Below are 15,977 nucleotides of genomic sequence, written 5' to 3' on the forward strand. Positions count from 1 at the left end.
GACTATCGATGCCGGGTGTACGGGATCAGAGAACGTAACCGTAAATGTTGGTGGTGAATCCGGGCTGCGCCACCTCGTCGCCGGAGACGCTCGCCGGGCAGGCCCACGGCCAGGTCGCCGTACCCGTCGTTGTCGAAGTCCCCCCTCGTCAGGGCGGCGGTGGTACCCAGGTGATCGACGTGCCCACCGGACGAGTAGCGGACCACCACGCCGCCGCGGGTGGTGGTGGCGATGTCGTCGAGGCCGGCACCGTCGAAGTCGGACGTGGCCGGGCCGGCGCCGGACCGGGGCGTCGCGGGGGCCGCGACGGGCTGGAGCGTGATGGAGGCGCCGTCAGTTGCCGATGCCCGCGCGGGCAGACATGAACTCCGGCGGGATGTCGCCGGGTCCGTTAGCGTCGGTCGGTATGACGAGCTCAATCGGGCGCATTCCGGTGGTCGGGGTCGGGCCGGTCGTCGAGCACGGCACTCGGCCGGCGAAATCGGTGACCGGGGAGGAATTCGAGGTCACGGCGACCGTGTTCCGCGAGGGGCATGACGCGGTGAACGCCACCGTGGTGCTCACCGACCCGCACGGGCAGGAGCACGCCGTGCCGATGACGCGGGTCAACGCCGGTCTGGACGCGTGGGCGGCCACCGTCAGCGGGGACCGGGCCGGGCGGTGGTCGTTCCGGGTCGAGGGCTGGTCCGATCCGTACGGGACGTGGCACCACGACGCCGTCATCAAGGTCGAGGCGGGGGTCGACGTCGAGCTCATGCTCGAGGAGGGCGCGCGGGTCCTCGAGCGGGCCGTGGCCGAGGTGCCGCGGACCAAGGAGCAGTGCACGCCGCTGACCGAGGCGGTCACCGCCCTGCGCGACACCGCGCGGACGCCGGCCGGGCGGTTGAGCGCGGGTGTCTCCGAGGCCGTACGCGATGAATTGCGGGCGCGGCCGCTGCGCGACTTCGTCAGCCCGTCGGCCGACCTCCCCTGGCTGGTCGAGCGGGACCGGGCCCTTTACGGCGCCTGGTACGAGCTGTTCCCCCGGTCCGAGGGCGCCCACTTCGACGAGGAATCGGGCCGTTGGGTGAGCGGCACCTTCGCCACCGCCGCCCGGCGCCTCGACGCCGTGGCCGACATGGGCTTCGACGTGGTCTACCTGACGCCGGTCCACCCGATCGGCCGGGTCAACCGCAAGGGGCGCAACAACTCGCTGCGCGCCGAGCCCGAGGATCCCGGTTCGCCCTATGCCATCGGGTCCGAGGAGGGTGGGCACGACGCCGTACACCCCGACCTCGGGACCTTCGACGACTTCGACGCGTTCGTGGCCCGAGCCCGCGAGCTGGGCCTGGAGGTCGCCCTCGACCTGGCCCTGAACTGCGCGCCCGACCATCCGTGGGTCGCGGCCCACCCGGAGTGGTTCACCACCCGGGCCGACGGCTCCATCGCGTACGCCGAGAATCCGCCGAAGAAATATCAGGACATCTATCCGCTGAACTTCGACAACGACCCCGAGGGCCTGTACGCGGAGATCCTGCGGGTGGTCCGCGTCTGGCTCGACCACGGCGTCACCATCTTCCGGGTCGACAACCCGCACACCAAGCCGCTGTGGTTGTGGGAGCGGCTGATCGCCGACACCGACCCGGACGTCATCTGGCTGGCCGAGGCGTTCACCCGGCCGCCGATGATGCACACCCTCGCGAAGGTCGGCTTCCAGCAGTCGTACACGTACTACGCCTGGCGGCACACCAAGCCCGAGCTCGAGGAGTACTGCACCGAGCTGGCCGGCCCGGCCGCCGCGTACATGCGCCCGAATTTCTGGCCGACCACTCACGACATCCTCACGCCGTTCATGCAGCGCGGCGGGCCGGAGGCCTGGATGATGCGGGCGGCGCTGGCCGCGACGCTCTCCCCGTCGTACGGCATCTACGCCGGCTACGAGCTGATGGAACGCGTCCCGCGGCCCGGGGCCGAGGAGCAGATCGACAACGAGAAGTACGAGTACAAGAACCGGGACTGGACCGCACCGAACGGCGCCCCCTACCTGAAGCTGATCAACGAGATCCGGCGCGCCCACCCCGCCCTGCACCGCCTGCGCAACCTGCGCTTCCACAGCGCCGACGACGACAACGTGCTGGTCTTCTCGAAGTCGCGCCGGGTCTACGACCGCGACGACGTGATCGTGGTGGTGGCCAATCTCGAACCGGACGTCACCCGCGACACGTGGATCCACCTGCGCATGCCCGATCTGGGCCTGAACTGGACCGACTCGTTCGTGGCCCACGAGCTGATCACCGGCGAGCGCTGGAACTTCTCGGAGCACAACTTCGTCCGCCTCGGCCCGGCCACGGAGCCGATCCACATCATCCACGTCCGCCTGGCCTAGCTCCTACAAACTGTCGGATCGATGCGGCTATCCTGAGCCGGGAGGTCGGCGACGGTGACGACGAAGGGCGGGCGGCGCACGCCCGGCAGCCTGGAAGCGGCGGCCATGGGCGTGCTGTGGGCCGCGGACGACGCGATGACCGCGACCGAGGTGCAGGAGGCGCTCGGCGGCGACCTCGCCTACAACACCGTGCAGACCATTCTCATTCGGTTGTACGACAAGGGAACCGTCCAGAGGCGCCGGGCGGGCCGCGGGCACGCCTACTGGCCGACCCAGGACGCGGCCACCGCGGCGGCCGCCCGGATGAGCGCCGCGCTCACCGGCCGCCCCGACCGGTCCAAGGTCCTCCAGCAGTTCGTCGGAACGCTCGACGAGTCCGACGCCGCCCTCCTGCGGCAGCTGCTGGCCGACGAGTCGTGACCTTCGCCGTCCACCTGCCGCCGCCGGCGGCCCTCAAGGCCGTCGCGAGCTGTCCGATCAAGAGCCGGACCGGGTACGCCGCCGACCGCGCAGGAGTTCGATGCCGACCGGAACGACCGATACGGCGACGATAGCGACAAGGATCAGCTCGATGTTCGACTTGACGAACGCGACCTGCCCCAGGAAATAGCCGAGGATGGTCACCCCGCAGGCCCACAGCGTGCCACCGACCACGTTGTAGAGCAGGAACGTGCGGTAGTGCATGCGGCTGGCCCCGGCCACGATGGGCGTGAAAGTCCGTACGATCGGAACGAATCGCGCGAGGATGATGGACCGGGCCCCGTACTTGTCGAAGAAGCCGCCGGCCCGCGTCAGGTTCTCCTGCTTGAACAGCCGCGAGTCCGGCCGCCGGAAGAGCGCCGGCCCGAATCGGCGGCCGAACAGGTAACCGAACTGGTCCCCGGCCACGGCCGCCACCGAAACCAGCAGGCACATGAGCCACAAAGGCTGCTTGAGGTACGTCCCGCCGGCCACCAGCAGGCCGGCGGTGAACAGCAGCGAGTCGCCGGGCAGAAAAAAGCCGATCAGCAGCCCCGACTCGGCGAAGATGATGGCCAGGATCCCGATCAGCCCGAAGGTGGAGATCAGATGTTCCGGGTCGAGGAACGAGGGGCCGAGAGCTGCCGTCATCGGATGGCGCCGCCTTTTCTGAGGATCAGTCGCGTTCTCTGGTCGTGTCTCCACCCAGCAGTGAGCGAAACCTACACGCTGTAGGTACTTCCGAACCACACGACGTGACGCGTCACGTTTCACTCCAGGCCGGCTTGCCGCCGGCCGCGGTCGAGGTCACGTCGGGGCCGATCTCGCCCGCCGTGGCGGCATGAGCGCCGGCAGCCTGCACCGGCGCTTCCGGGCCGAGCTCGGCACCACGCCCCTGGCCTGGCTGACCACCGAGCGCGTCACCCTGGCCTGCCGCCTCATCGAACAGGGTGCCCACGGTCTGGAAGCCATCGCCCGACTCTCCGGGCTGGGCAGCGGAGCCAACATGCGCGCCCTTTTCCACCGGCACGTGGGCGTGAGCCCCTCGGCATATCGGGTAGGGCTGTCCCCCAGCGCGCGTGGGGGACAGCCCCACCGCTGACCAGGCGAAACGCGCTCTGGGAGAAGTGTGAGGAGCGGCAAGAACCGGTTCGGGCCGATGCTTCGGCGGGCAACCATCTCGCATCCGCAGCACGTCGCTACTCGAGAAGGAAGCCCAGCGATGCCGTTCATCACCACCCCCGACGGAGTCGAGATCTACTACACCGAGCAGGGCAGCGGACAGCCGATCGTGCTCAGCCACGGATGGCCGCTGAGCTCGGACGCCTGGCAGGTCGAACTGAAGAGGTTCGCCGACGCCGGGTACCGGACCATCGCCCACGACCGGCGCGGTCACGGCCGGTCGGAGAAGACCTACACCGGCAACGACATGGACACGTACGCCCGTGACCTGGCCGCCGTGATCGAGGCGCTGGACCTGCACGACGTGATCCTCGTCGGTCACTCGACCGGTGGCGGCGAGGTCGTCCGCTACGCCGCGCAGTACGGCCAGCAGCAGGGCCGGGTGGCCAAGGTGATCACCGCCGGGGCCGTGCCGCCCCTCATGGTCAAGACCGACGCCAACCCGGACGGCCTGCCGATCGACGTGTTCGACGGCATCCGGGCCAACGTTCTCAAGGACCGTTCGCAGTTCTGGAAGGACCTGTCCGAGAGCTTCTTCGGCGCCAACCACGGCCGGGCCGTCTCGCAGGGCGACAAGGACGACTTCTGGCGCCAGGGCATGCTGGTGAACCTGGCCGCCGCGTACGACTGCGTGAAGGCCTTCTCCGAGACCGACTTCACCGAGGACCTCAAGGCGCTGACCGTGCCGATCCTGATCGCGCAGGGCGACGACGATCAGATCGTCCCGATCGGCGACGCCGCCCTCAAGTCGATCAAGTTGGTCAAGGACGGAACGCTGAAGGTGTACGAGGGCGCCCCGCACGGCATCCAGGGCGACTACCAGGACAAACTCGACGCCGACATCCTCGAGTGGATCAAGCAGTAGCTCCTCTCTTTCCGGGGTTGCGTCGATTGCTGCGTCGATCGACGCATATCCCCGAAGGGCGCGGGTATCCGCCACCCGCTCCCAACGAGAGGACTTAGTCAATGTTCGTCAAGCGCATGGCCGCCGCCCTGAGCGTCGCCGGTCTGCTCCTGCTGCCCGCGACCGCCGCGCAGGCCGCGCCCTCCGACCAGGACGCCGCCTACCTCAAGGCGGCCCACCAGTCGAACCTCGCCGAGATCTCCGGCGGCCGGCTGGCCCAGCAGAAGGGCCAGAGTCAGCAGGTCAAGGACCTGGGCGCCCGGTTCGTGGCCGACCACACCAAGCTGGACGCGGCCGTCCGTCAAACCGCCACCCAGCTCGGGGTGGACCTGCCTTCGGCGCCGAACGAGAAGCAGCAGGCCGTGGCGGCCCGGTACCAGCAGACCTCCGGTGACGCCTTCGACACCCTGTTCGTCTCGACGCAGATGGACGCCCACATGGCGGCCATGGCCAACGGAAAGAAGGAGATCGCGCAGGGCAACGACGCCGCCGCCAAGAAGAACGCCCAGGCCGCGGCGCCGGTCATCGCCGCGCATCACGACCTGCTGGACGACGCCGCCCGCTCCCTCGGCGTGCCGTCCAGCATCGGCACCGGGACCGGCGGCCTGGCCGCCGAGCGCACGCTCACCGCTCCGGCGGTGGCCCTGATCGCCCTCGGGGCGCTGCTGACCGTGGCCGCGGCACTGCTGCTGCGCCGGCGGCGCACCACCACCGCATGACCCGAACCCGCCCGGACGGCCGGCGCGCGACGGGCTGGGCAGCCCTCGCCGCCGGCCTGTCCGCCACGGCCGCCGGCCTGGCGCTGGCCGTCTCACCCGGCGGCCCACCGGCCGACGCGGGCGCGATACCGGCCTCCCCCATCTCCCGCCCCAGCTGGGCGCCGCCGTCCCCGGCCCCGCCCACCTCGGTTCCGCCCTCCTCGGATCCGCCCTCCTGGGCCCCGCCGACCCGTTTAGTGATCGGCGAGCCGAAGGTCGACGCTCCGGTGACCTCGGTCGGTGTCAACGCCGACCGGTCCCTGGCCGTCCCGGACGATCCGGCGCGGCTGGGCTGGTGGATCGGGTCGGCCACACCGGGCTCGCCCCGCGGAACCGTCCTGATCGCCGGCCATGTCGACACCGCCGCCGACGGACCGGGCGCCCTCTTCCGACTCGAGACCATGCCACTGGGCACGATGATCGAGGTGCGCGCCGGCGATCAGGTGCTGACCTACAAGGCGGTAGCCCGGCGCAGCTACGCCAAACAACGCCTACCGGCGGACCTTTTCCGTACGGACACCGCGCCTCGCCTCGCCCTGGTGACCTGCGGCGGCTCCTTCCGCAACGGCACCTACAGCCACAACGTCGTCGTCTACGCCGAACCCCTCAGCGCGAATCCGCCGTCGAGCCGAACCGGGTAGTCCAGCGGGCGGCCCGGCGCGCCGAGCGAGCCGCGCCGAACGATGGACCGTCGTGATCGACTGCCAGGACGACGAATTGGTCTTCCCTCCCCGTGTGTCAGCGGACCTGAAGCGGGTAGCAATCATCGATAGCTGACGATGAGAGCTGGGGAGGTAGGCCATGCGCGGGCACCGGGCGGAGCCTACGATGCCGCGCGCGGCTCGCCTCCTGCTCCTGATCGCCCTGGCCATGGCCGCTTATTCGGCCTTGACGCTTCTCGACCACGCCGCCCAGGCCGACGACGGCGCGGCGGTCCCCCTCCCGGAAGACGTCAACCACGTAGTTCAAACTGCGAGAGACCGGATAAATCCTTCTTCGCGGCCTGCGGCCCCCAAGAGTTCCCCCCGAAAGGGCGCCGACCACAAACCCGCCTCCTCCTCCGCCGCCCACCCGGGAGAGAAAGCGGCTCGCAGGGTCACGCCTCTCGGGGACCAAAAGCTCACGCACCCGAGGACCGAATCCCGAAAGCTCACCCCCGCCAAGACCACATCCCGGAAGCTCACTCCGGCGAAGGCCGCATCTCGGCAGCCCATTCCGGCCAAGACGGTGTCCCGGAAGCTCACCCCGGCGAAGACGGCATCCCGGAAGCTCACGCCATCGGTCAGCAACATTCGCAAAACGGCGGGCGTCAAGGCCACGAATCGCGTGCTCGCTCCTCTGCGGGCGCCCACATCGGTGACTGCGAAGAGCCCAAAAGCCACCGGAGCACGCACGAGTACGCGCCTTCCGATAGCGAAGCGGGCAACGTCCTCAGTTCACCAGGCGATCGGCCGGAAAGTATCGACCTCAAGAGCTGAAGCGCCGATCATCGCCGCGCCCCTCGAAGGTTCGGTCAGGACGCCGACATCAGTGCCACTCGACGTGGAGATTCCTTCCTTCTCCACCGCCGCGAGCCGCGTCGAACCTTCCACCCACGTAAGCCCGCTGAACCTCCTCGGCCCGAGCACAGCCGGCCTTTCCAACCACACAAACGGCCTCGGGGGAATCGGACTGGGCACCGCCGGCCTCTCCGCCTCTGCGGAACTAGACCTGGGCCTCCCCTCGCCAGCGGGCCTGCTGAGCCTGGACACCTCTGGATCTTCGGGATTGTTGGATCGGGGTTCCGCCGGTCTTTCGTCGCGAACGGGGGTCGGGCTGGGCGCCGGCGGCCTTTCGCCGCAGGTGCGGCTCGGTCTGGATATTGACGGCCGCTCACTGCCGGATGTGAATGTCGCGCAAGTTCGGATTCTGTCGCCTGGGCTGGTGACGATGGGCGAAAGCTTGGCGACTGCGGCAATTACCGCATCTGCGGGTCCTCGTATGCCCGAAATTTCGGCTTATGGTGGCCTCGCCTTGCAGTGGCGTGACGACAGCGGCAACGCCGGCCACAGCGACAGTGACGGCAACGGCAACGGCGCCGACCCCAACAACGGCAACGGCAACAGTGCCGGCCTCAGCAACGGCAACGGTGCCGACCTCAGCAACGGCGACAATGCGGACCACAGCGACAGCAACCGCCGCGGCGACGGCGATCAGGGCGAGCACCGCGACGGTGTGAGGCTTGTAGCGGTCCACTGTGATCGCGGTCAAAAGGGCCTCTGGGAAAACGCCAGCCGGAGGGGATCGGCGCCGGGAGCGCCCGAGCTCGGGGTGCCGGCGCAGCCCGGGGTATCGACCCATCCCGGGATGCCGGCGCAACCCGGGATGCCGGCGCAGCCCGGAGTGCCAGCGCAGCCCGGAGTGCCGGCGCAGCCCGGTGAGCGGGCCGGCGGGGGTGCTTCGGTGCGTGACGGCGGGGGTGGCGGTGGGCCTCTTCTGGCTACCGTTTCCTCGGCCTGGTGGCCGGAGGGCTGTGCCTCGCATGTTGCTGGTGGCGTGGATGTGAGCGCTTGCGGGCGTACCACCAATTATTTCGGTCCTCCCAGCTAGATCGGCGGTTCGGAATCGGACCGGCGCCGGTGCAGTGAACCGGTGTCGCGTCGTCCGGCCGGGCTCGGCCACGTGAAATGACGCTGGGCGCCGGCCTTCCCACCGCTTTGATCCTGGCTGGGAGGCCACTGTGATTCGCATTCTGCTGGTTGAACCTATGAATCTTCTGCGCGGTGCTCTGGCCGCGACCCTTTCGCTTGAAGAGGACTTCGACGTCGTTGCCGAGCTTGGTTGTCTTGGGGAAGCGCCCGATATGGCGCGGGCCGTGGCGCCGGATGTCACCGTTGTCAATGTGGGGCTGCTGGCCGGGGACGGGCTGCGGTTGCTGGGGCGGCTCAGTGTCGAGCAACCCGGCTGTGCCGTGCTCGTGCTGGCCGGGCCGGACGATCCGGGGCGGCTCAACCGGGCGCTGGACGCTCAGATCCGTGGCGTGGTCGGCACTCAGGCCGCGCCCTGCGAGCTGGTGCGGGGGATCCGGCGGGCCGCCCGGGGTGAGCGTGTCATCGACGCCGGGCTGGCCGTGGCCATGGTGGCCGCGCCGCGCAGTCCGCTGTCGGCGCGGGAACTGGACGTGCTGAGCGTCGCCGCGTCGGGGGTGCCGTCCCGGGAGGTCGCCGCTCGTCTGCATCTGGCCGCCGGGACCGTCCGTAACCACATCTCGGTGATTCTGCGGAAAACCGGCGCCCGGAACCGGCTCGAGGCCGTCCGGCTCGCCGAAAGCTCAGGATGGCTCTGACGAGGGCGAGGGGGTGGCTCTGACGAAGGCGAGGGGTGACTCCGACGAAGGCGAAAGGTGGCTCCGACGAAGGCGAAAGGTGACTCCGACGAAGGGGAAACGTGACTTTTGTCAGCGATCCCGATGGCAGCGGTCACTGGGGCGAGGCGCCGTACGCATCGATGCTTATCAGCGTCAACAGTGAATCGGCAGGAGGAACCATGGCACTTCGGAAGAGGCTCTCGATACTCGCCGTCACCCTGGTCGCGGCCCTGGGCCTGACCGCGGTGGGTGCCGGCCCGGCCACCGCCGCGCCCGCCACCACGACCGCCGTCCCCAGCGCCCCCGTCACCGGCACCTTCACGGATGCCGCCGGCAAGACCGGCACGTTCGCCGGCGGCTTCACGCCCACCAAGTTCGCCGCGCCGGGCGGCAACCTGGTCGCCACCGGAACCCTGACCGGCACGCTGACCGATGCCGCGGGCAACGCCGTCGGCACCGTCAACCAGCCGGTCACCGCGCCCGCCGCCGTCGCCCAGGCCACGTGCCGGGTGCTCGATCTGACGCTCGGCCCGCTGCACCTCGACCTGCTCGGCCTCGTGGTCGACCTGAACCAGGTGCACCTGGTCATCACCGCGGTGTCCGCGCCCGGGAACCTGCTCGGCAACCTGCTCTGCGCGATCGTCGGGCTGCTCGACGGTACGCCGACCGCCGGTTCCCTGGCCGCGATCCTGAACTTCCTGCTGGCCCTGCTCGGCGGGCTCTGAGACTCGCCGACCCCCGGCGAGATGCGGCCGTCCCCTCCGGCGGGGACGGCCGCGTCAGCGCGTCAGGAGAGGGCGACGTCGTCGTAGTACACGGTTCCGGTGTTGTCGCCGGACTTCAGATGCAGTTGCACGCTCGCGGCTCCGGCCGGCGCGACCGTGTCCACCGCCAGCTTCGTCCATCCGGTGGTGCCGGTCGGCAGGCGGTTCGACGTGTTCTGGCCGATCCACGTGCCGTTGATGTCGAACCAGCTCAGCGCGATCTCCGTGACGCCCGTGGCGCCGGCCCCTCGGGCGTACGCCTCCGCGTGCCACGCCTGCCCGGCCTGCACCGGCGTGATCGGGGACGTGAGCAGCGAGGGCAGGTTGCTGCCGGAGCGGGTCGTGCCGGAGAACTTCGCCGACCGGGTTCCCGTACGGGCCGACTCGGTGGTGACGACCGCGGCGCCGGCCTGCGGCAGGTACTGCCGCCACGGCGACTCGGCGGCGGCCGCCTCGAAGCCCAGGTTCAGGATGCTGTTCGGGGTGGATCCGGTCGTCCACGCCCCGTCCACCACCGAGGCGCTGAACTTCGGGGTGCCGTCGGTGCGGTGCAGGCCGAACTTGTACTGCGCGGGCTGGGTCGACACCGAGGAGTTGGCCGGGATGGCCCCGGCCGCGAAGTCGTTGAGCGTCCACGGCGCGACCGAGCCGACGCCCGCCTCGCCGGCCGCGCGGAAGACCCGGGCCAGGTACGCGCCCTGTTCCCCCTCGGAGGCGGCGACGGTGCTGAGGCCGGTCTCGCCGATGACCATCGGATCCGGGGCCACGGCGGTCTGCGCGCGGCGGATCTCGGCCAGGGACCGTTCCGAGGCGCCGTAGAAGTGGAAGTCGTAGTAGTCCAGCGGCGTGGTGGCCAGCTGCGTCTTGAGGGTGCCCATGCCGGTGGCGCCGCTGGCACCGTCGACGGTCAGGGTGATCGGCATGGCCGGCGCGGTCGTCCGGATCGCCGGGATCAGCTGGCGAGCCCAGGTCATCGCGGTGGCGTCGGTCGGCGAGATCTCGTTCTTGAGCTCGACGGCGATCACCCGCGGGTCGTTCGCGTACGGCGCCACCAGCGTCTGCGCCCAGGTGATGCTGCCCGCGACGTCCGAGTAGCCGGACCACCAGTCGAACAGGGTCAGCTTGACGTCGAGGCCGTTGGCTTCGGCCAGGTCGACAAAAGTGCTCAATTCAGTGGTGTACGTCGTGGAAGGCACCGGATAGCCGAAAGTCTGCGGGAAGACGATGGCCCGGACGCTGTCGGCGCCGAGCGCGGCCGCCTTGTTGAGGTCGGCGTGGAGGCGTACCACGTCGAAATTGGTCCACATGGAGGTCCAGCCGGCGTTCGACGGGTAGTAGTTGATCGTGTTCGCGGCCTGGACCGCGGCCAGCCGGCCCGCGAGAGTGGGCGCCGAGCCGGCGTGGGCGGGCGGGGCCGGCAGCAGCGTGCTCAGCAGCACGGAACCGGCCAGGGCGGTGGCACGAAGACGGAGGGTGCGCATACGGAACCGAGCCCTTACGTGGAGGGGGTGTGACGCACGGCGGCGCGCGGTGGAGAGGCGCGGCGGCCGGCCGTGGTCGAGGGGGTGGCGAACGCCCGGGAGGCTCGTCGTTGAGGGGCCCGTCCCGGCGAGGCGTCTATCGATGACGGTAAGCGCCGAAACCGGGGTTCGGCAATGACCGCCGCGTGCCAGCCCGCCCGATGATCATGATCGATATGACAAAGCCGCAGGTCGGATAGGGTGGCCCAATGCCCAGCCGACACCGCCTCCCGCTGGCGCTGACCGCCATGTCGATCGCGCTGGGCGGCGGGCTGATCGCGGCGGGCTTCTCCCCCACCGGCGCCGCGCCCGCGAGCGTGAGCAGACCGGCGCCCTCGGTCAGCGCCACCGAGAGCGTCGACCCGGCCGCCTTGGTCACGTCCCCCGCGCCGACGCCGTCAGTCGACCCGAAGTCGTCAATCGACCCGAAGCCGGCGATCCCCGACGACGACGGTGTCCACGTCGACTGCGCGAAGGGTGACGACGGCAACACGGGAACGCTCGCTAAGCCCCTGCGCAGCATCCGGGCCGCCACCGCCCGGGCTGCCGGGCCCGGCGCGGTGATCGAGCTGGCCCGGGGCTGCACCTGGACGACGACGGTCCGGTTGCGCGGCGACAAGACCCGATTGACCGCGTACGGGACGGGCCCGCTCCCGGTCATCGACGGCGCGCCGACCGGCGCCGACAGCGTGGTGGTGCTCACCGGCGAGCACCAGGTCGCCGAGAACATCAGGGTCACCAACGCGGCCGGCAACGCCATCGAGGTCCGGGGCGCGGGCAGCGCCGTACGGTCCAGCACCGTCGATCACGCCGGCGTCGGCGTGCTGCTCAAGGCACGCGGCGCCACGGCCGACCGGGTGACGGTCCGCGACCTGCACATGGTGCTCGACACCCCGGGCGGCGACGACGACTACGGCGCCATCGGCTTCGCGGTCCAGGCGAGCGACGTCGAGATCGGCCACAGCAGTTGTACGGCGTGCCGGGCCCCCAGCAGCGATTACGGGTACGACGGCGGCTTCGTCGAGGTGTGGAACTACGCCGACGGCCTCGACGTGCACGACAACACCGGGTCGGACATCCAGGGCGTTCTGGAGATCGGCGGCGACCGGCCCGACTCGTCGGCCCGCGGCATCGTCCTGCGGCACAACACGTTCCGCGACTCGCACGGCGGCCTGGTGCTGCACACCGACGGCACCTTCGCCGTGGCCGCCGCCGCGATCGCAGTCACGGGCAACACCATCACGAGCGCCGGATCGCAGGACCCGCCGATCCTCGACGGCGACCTGAGCAACGTCACCTTCGAGGGCAACACGGTGAGCACGGCCAGCTTCGTGAGCCATTCCGAGCCGGCCCGCCACCGGAACAACCGGATCATCCTGCGTGCCGGCGCCGAACTCGGGTATCCCCCGGACAGCACCGAGAAACTGGACTGAACGGGGACGACAATGCCGGAGCTGCCCGAGGTCGAGTCGGCCCGCGCGGTCATCGAACGGTCCGGCCTCGGCCGCAAGATCATCGACGTCGACGACTCCGACTCGTACGTCTGCCGCCCGCACGCGCCGGGCCAGATCAGGGACGCTCTGCTGGGCCGGGAGCTCGTACGGGCCCACCGGCGCGGCAAGAGCATGTGGTGCGACACCGGCGACGACGGCCCCGAGCTGGGCATCCATCTGGGCATGTCGGGCAAGATCGTGATCGCCGACCCGGACGGCGGTGAGATCGACGGCGGCGACTACTGGGAGGGCCGCCGCGTGCCCGGCGACTACCGCTGGTCGCGTTTCGCCCTGCTCTTCGCCGACGGCGGCCGCCTCATGCTGGTCGACCCGCGCCGCCTGGGCCGCGTCCGCCTCGATCCACCGGTCGAGGCCCTGGGCCCCGACGCGGCCACGGTGACCCCCGCCCAGTTCCGCGCGGCGCTGACGTTCGGCACCGCCCCGGTCAAGGCCCGCCTGCTCGACCAGGACGCGATCGCCGGCATAGGCAACCTGCTGGCCGACCAGATCCTGTGGTCGGCCCGCCTGAACCCCGCCCGGCGGGTGGACCGCCTGACCCCCGACGACATCGACCGCCTCCTGCGCGCCACCCGCCAGGCCGTCCGAGCCGCCATCAGAGACGGCGGCGTACACACCTTGAAGGTGATCCCCTACCGCGTCGCCGGTGCTCACTGCCCCCGAGACGGCGCCCCGATGTCCATGAGCAAGGTGGGCGGCCGCACCAGCTGGTGGTGCACCGCCGAGCAGACCCTGTAGCAGAGGCCCGTCCGTTACCCGGACGGGCCTCTGGTGAAGCTCGGTGGATCAGGCGGCGGTGACCAGGCCGGCCGAGACCGGCTCCAGGGCCGTGCTCAGGATCTCGCGGACATCGGAGACGATGTGGACGGTCAGGGCCTCGAGCACGTCGGCCGGCACGTCGTCCAGGTCGGGCTCGTTGCGCTGGGGCAGGTAGACCTCGGTCAGACCGGCCCGCTGGGCGGCGAGCAGCTTCTGCTTCACGCCGCCGATCGGCAGGACCCGGCCGGTCAGCGACACCTCTCCCGTCATGCCGACCTCGGCCCGCACGTTGCGGCCGAGCAGCAGCGAGACCAGGGCCGTGGTCATCGTGACGCCGGCCGACGGGCCGTCCTTCGGCACCGCGCCCGCGGGCACGTGCAGGTGGATCGGGTGGTCCAGCTGCTCGGGTGAGATGCCCAGCTCCTCGGCGTGCGCCCGCACGTACGAGAGCGCGATCTGCGCCGACTCCTTCATCACGTCGCCGAGCTGGCCGGTGACCGACAGGCCGCCCTTGTCGCCGGGCAGCAGCGACGCCTCGATGTAGAGCACGTCACCGCCCATGCCGGTCACGGCCAGGCCGGTCGACACGCCGGGAACGGCGGTCCGCTCGGACGACTCCGGGGTGAACCGGGGCCGGCCGATCAGGTCCTTGAGGTCGCCCGCGTCCACCGTGACGGGCAGGTCGCCCAGGGCGGCTTTGCGGAACGCCTTCGCCAGCAGGCGCTCGAACGACCGTACGCCGGCCTCTCGGGTGTAATTGGCGGCGATCTCGCGGAGCGCGTCCTCGGTGACGGTCACCTCGCCCTCGGACAGCGCGGCCCGCTCCAGCTGCCGCGGCACCAGGAAGTCGCGGGCGATGGCGACCTTGTCGCTCTCGGTGTAGCCGTCGATCGAGATGAGCTCCATCCGGTCGAACAGCGCCTGCGGGATCGTGTCGAGCACGTTCGCGGTGGCGATGAACAGCACGTCCGACAGATCGAGGTCCAGGTCGAGGTAGTGGTCGCGGAACGTGTGGTTCTGCGCCGGGTCGAGCACCTCGAGCAGGGCCGCCGCCGGGTCGCCACGGTAGTCGCTGCCGACCTTGTCGACCTCGTCGAGCAGGACGACCGGGTTCATCGAGCCGGACTCGCGGATGGCCCGCACGACGCGCCCGGGAAGAGCGCCGACGTACGTGCGCCGATGGCCTCGAATCTCCGCCTCGTCGCGGACGCCGCCCAGAGCGACCCGGACGAACTTCCGGCCGAGGGTACGGGCGACCGACTCACCCAGCGACGTCTTGCCGACTCCGGGCGGGCCGGCCAGCAGGATCACCGCGCCGGAACCGCGGCCGCCGACCGTCGTCAGGCCGCGGGACTCGCGGCGGGCGCGGACGCCCAGGTATTCGACGATGCGGTCCTTGACCTCGTCCAGGCCGTGGTGGTCGGCGTCGAGCACACCCCGGGCCGCGGCCAGGTCGGTGTTGTCGTCGGTACGCACGTTCCAGGGCAGGTCGAGGACCGTGTCGAGCCAGGTGCGGATCCAGCCCGCCTCCGGGTTCTGGTCGCCGGCCCGCTCGAGCTTGCCGACCTCGCGCAGCGCCGCCTCGCGGACATCGCCGGGCAGGTCGGCCGCCTCGACGCGGGCGCGGTAGTCGTCGTTGCCCTCGGCCTCGTCCTCGCCGAGCTCCTTGCGGATGGCCTTCAGCTGCTCGCGGAGCAGGTACTCGCGGTTGCGCTTCTCGACGTTCTCGCGAACGTCGTGCTCGATCTTGTCGCTGACCTCGGACTCGGCCAGGAAGTCGCCGGTCCACTCGATCAGCAGCCGCAGCCGGGCCTCCACGTCGGGGGTCTCCAGCAGCTCACGCTTGCGGTCGTTGGTCAGATAGGGCGCCCAGCCGGCGGTGTCGGCCAGGTCGCCGGGGTCGTCGATGGCGCTGACCGAGTCGATGACCTGCCACGCCTCGCGGCGCTGGAGGACCGAGACGACCAGTTTCTTGTACGCGGCGGCGAGCTCCCGGGCCTGCTCGCTCGGCACACCGGCCGCGACCGGCTCGACCTCGACCCACAGGGCCGCGCCGGGCCCGGTCACGCCGCCGCCGATGCGGGCGCGCACGCCGGTACGCAGAACGGCGGCGGGCGTTCCGCCGCGGGACTTGCCGACCTGCTGGACGCTGGCCACGACGCCATGCGACGCGTACCGGTCCTCGAGCCGCGGAGCGATCAGCAGCTCGGAGCCGGCCGAGGTGCGGGCCGCGTCGACGGCGGCCTGGGCCGGCTCGTCCAGCTCGACCGGCACGACCATGCCCGGCAGCAGAACGATGTCGTCCAGGAACAACACGGGGAGTCGCTTGCTAACCACCCGGCACCTCCGAAAAGTTGAGTATGCGGGGCTCAACCTCACGGCCTCCGAGGATCTTCCACCGTTCGCTGG

General features: G+C 70.5%; 14 protein-coding genes and 1 pseudogene. 11 read left to right on the top strand and 4 right to left on the bottom strand.

Translation table 11 applies throughout. The annotated features are described in order from the left end of the window. Positions 1–2 precede the first annotated feature (2 nt). Positions 3–209, bottom strand: a complete 207-nt coding sequence (locus AB0C26_RS31720) for an FG-GAP repeat protein (protein ID WP_360254971.1) — start codon at positions 207–209, stop codon at positions 3–5. 197 nt (positions 210–406) lie between these two features. Here AB0C26_RS31720 and AB0C26_RS31725 point away from each other — a divergent pair, with 197 nt between their 5' ends. Both AB0C26_RS31725 and AB0C26_RS31730 read left to right on the top strand, forming a co-directional pair. Beyond that, positions 407–2,365: an alpha-1,4-glucan--maltose-1-phosphate maltosyltransferase gene (locus tag AB0C26_RS31725; RefSeq protein ID WP_360254973.1), complete on the top strand. Its 1,959-nt coding sequence runs from the start codon at positions 407–409 to the stop codon at positions 2,363–2,365. A gap of 54 nt (positions 2,366–2,419) precedes the next feature. Beyond that, a complete protein-coding gene (locus tag AB0C26_RS31730; RefSeq protein ID WP_360254975.1) occupies positions 2,420–2,785 on the top strand; it encodes a BlaI/MecI/CopY family transcriptional regulator in 366 nt (121 codons plus the stop codon). A 57-nt stretch (positions 2,786–2,842) separates the two neighbouring features. Here the strand turns inward: AB0C26_RS31730 and AB0C26_RS31735 are convergent, their stop codons facing one another. Next, positions 2,843–3,475, bottom strand: a complete 633-nt coding sequence (locus AB0C26_RS31735; RefSeq protein ID WP_360254977.1) for a VTT domain-containing protein — start codon at positions 3,473–3,475, stop codon at positions 2,843–2,845. A gap of 184 nt (positions 3,476–3,659) precedes the next feature. On the opposite strand from AB0C26_RS31735, the pseudogene AB0C26_RS31740 reads away from it, so the two are divergent. The 7 genes and pseudogenes from AB0C26_RS31740 to AB0C26_RS31770 all read left to right on the top strand — a co-directional run. After that, positions 3,660–3,926 (top strand): annotated as a pseudogene (locus AB0C26_RS31740) (helix-turn-helix domain-containing protein); the annotation flags it as partial. Between the two features lie 120 nt (positions 3,927–4,046). Next, the gene (locus tag AB0C26_RS31745; protein WP_360254979.1) at positions 4,047–4,871 is read left to right on the top strand and encodes an alpha/beta hydrolase; all 825 of its coding nucleotides are present in this window, start codon (positions 4,047–4,049) and stop codon (positions 4,869–4,871) included. Between the two features lie 101 nt (positions 4,872–4,972). Then, positions 4,973–5,629, top strand: a complete 657-nt coding sequence (locus AB0C26_RS31750) for a DUF4142 domain-containing protein (RefSeq protein ID WP_360254981.1) — start codon at positions 4,973–4,975, stop codon at positions 5,627–5,629. Beyond that, positions 5,626–6,309: a class F sortase gene (locus AB0C26_RS31755; protein ID WP_360254983.1), complete on the top strand. Its 684-nt coding sequence runs from the start codon at positions 5,626–5,628 to the stop codon at positions 6,307–6,309. Before AB0C26_RS31750 ends, AB0C26_RS31755 begins: the two co-directional genes overlap by 4 nt. A gap of 889 nt (positions 6,310–7,198) precedes the next feature. Beyond that, positions 7,199–8,257, top strand: coding sequence for a hypothetical protein (locus tag AB0C26_RS31760; protein ID WP_360254985.1), 1,059 nt, complete (start codon positions 7,199–7,201; stop codon positions 8,255–8,257). Between the two features lie 130 nt (positions 8,258–8,387). Beyond that, entirely contained in the window at positions 8,388–8,993 is a 606-nt protein-coding gene (locus AB0C26_RS31765; RefSeq protein WP_360254987.1) for a response regulator transcription factor, read from the top strand. Positions 8,994–9,193: 200 nt separating this feature from the next. Beyond that, on the top strand, positions 9,194–9,739 hold the full coding sequence (locus AB0C26_RS31770) for a hypothetical protein (RefSeq protein ID WP_360254989.1): 546 nt from the start codon (positions 9,194–9,196) through the stop codon (positions 9,737–9,739). Between the two features lie 62 nt (positions 9,740–9,801). Here AB0C26_RS31770 and AB0C26_RS31775 read toward each other — a convergent pair whose 3' ends face one another. Further along, positions 9,802–11,259 (bottom strand): glycosyl hydrolase, encoded by a 1,458-nt coding sequence (locus AB0C26_RS31775; RefSeq protein ID WP_360254991.1) that lies wholly within the window; start codon positions 11,257–11,259, stop codon positions 9,802–9,804. A gap of 248 nt (positions 11,260–11,507) precedes the next feature. On the opposite strand from AB0C26_RS31775, the gene AB0C26_RS31780 reads away from it, so the two are divergent. Beyond that, the gene (locus tag AB0C26_RS31780) at positions 11,508–12,731 is read left to right on the top strand and encodes a hypothetical protein (protein WP_360254993.1); all 1,224 of its coding nucleotides are present in this window, start codon (positions 11,508–11,510) and stop codon (positions 12,729–12,731) included. A 12-nt stretch (positions 12,732–12,743) separates the two neighbouring features. Then, the gene (locus AB0C26_RS31785) at positions 12,744–13,547 is read left to right on the top strand and encodes a DNA-formamidopyrimidine glycosylase family protein (protein WP_360254995.1); all 804 of its coding nucleotides are present in this window, start codon (positions 12,744–12,746) and stop codon (positions 13,545–13,547) included. A 48-nt stretch (positions 13,548–13,595) separates the two neighbouring features. Here the strand turns inward: AB0C26_RS31785 and lon are convergent, their stop codons facing one another. After that, on the bottom strand, positions 13,596–15,848 hold the full coding sequence (lon, locus tag AB0C26_RS31790) for an endopeptidase La (protein WP_360255497.1): 2,253 nt from the start codon (positions 15,846–15,848) through the stop codon (positions 13,596–13,598). Positions 15,849–15,977: the final 129 nt, after the last annotated feature.

Origin of the sequence: Actinoplanes sp. NPDC048796 (genome assembly GCF_040650035.1) — a bacterium.
Classification (GTDB): domain Bacteria; phylum Actinomycetota; class Actinomycetes; order Mycobacteriales; family Micromonosporaceae; genus Actinoplanes.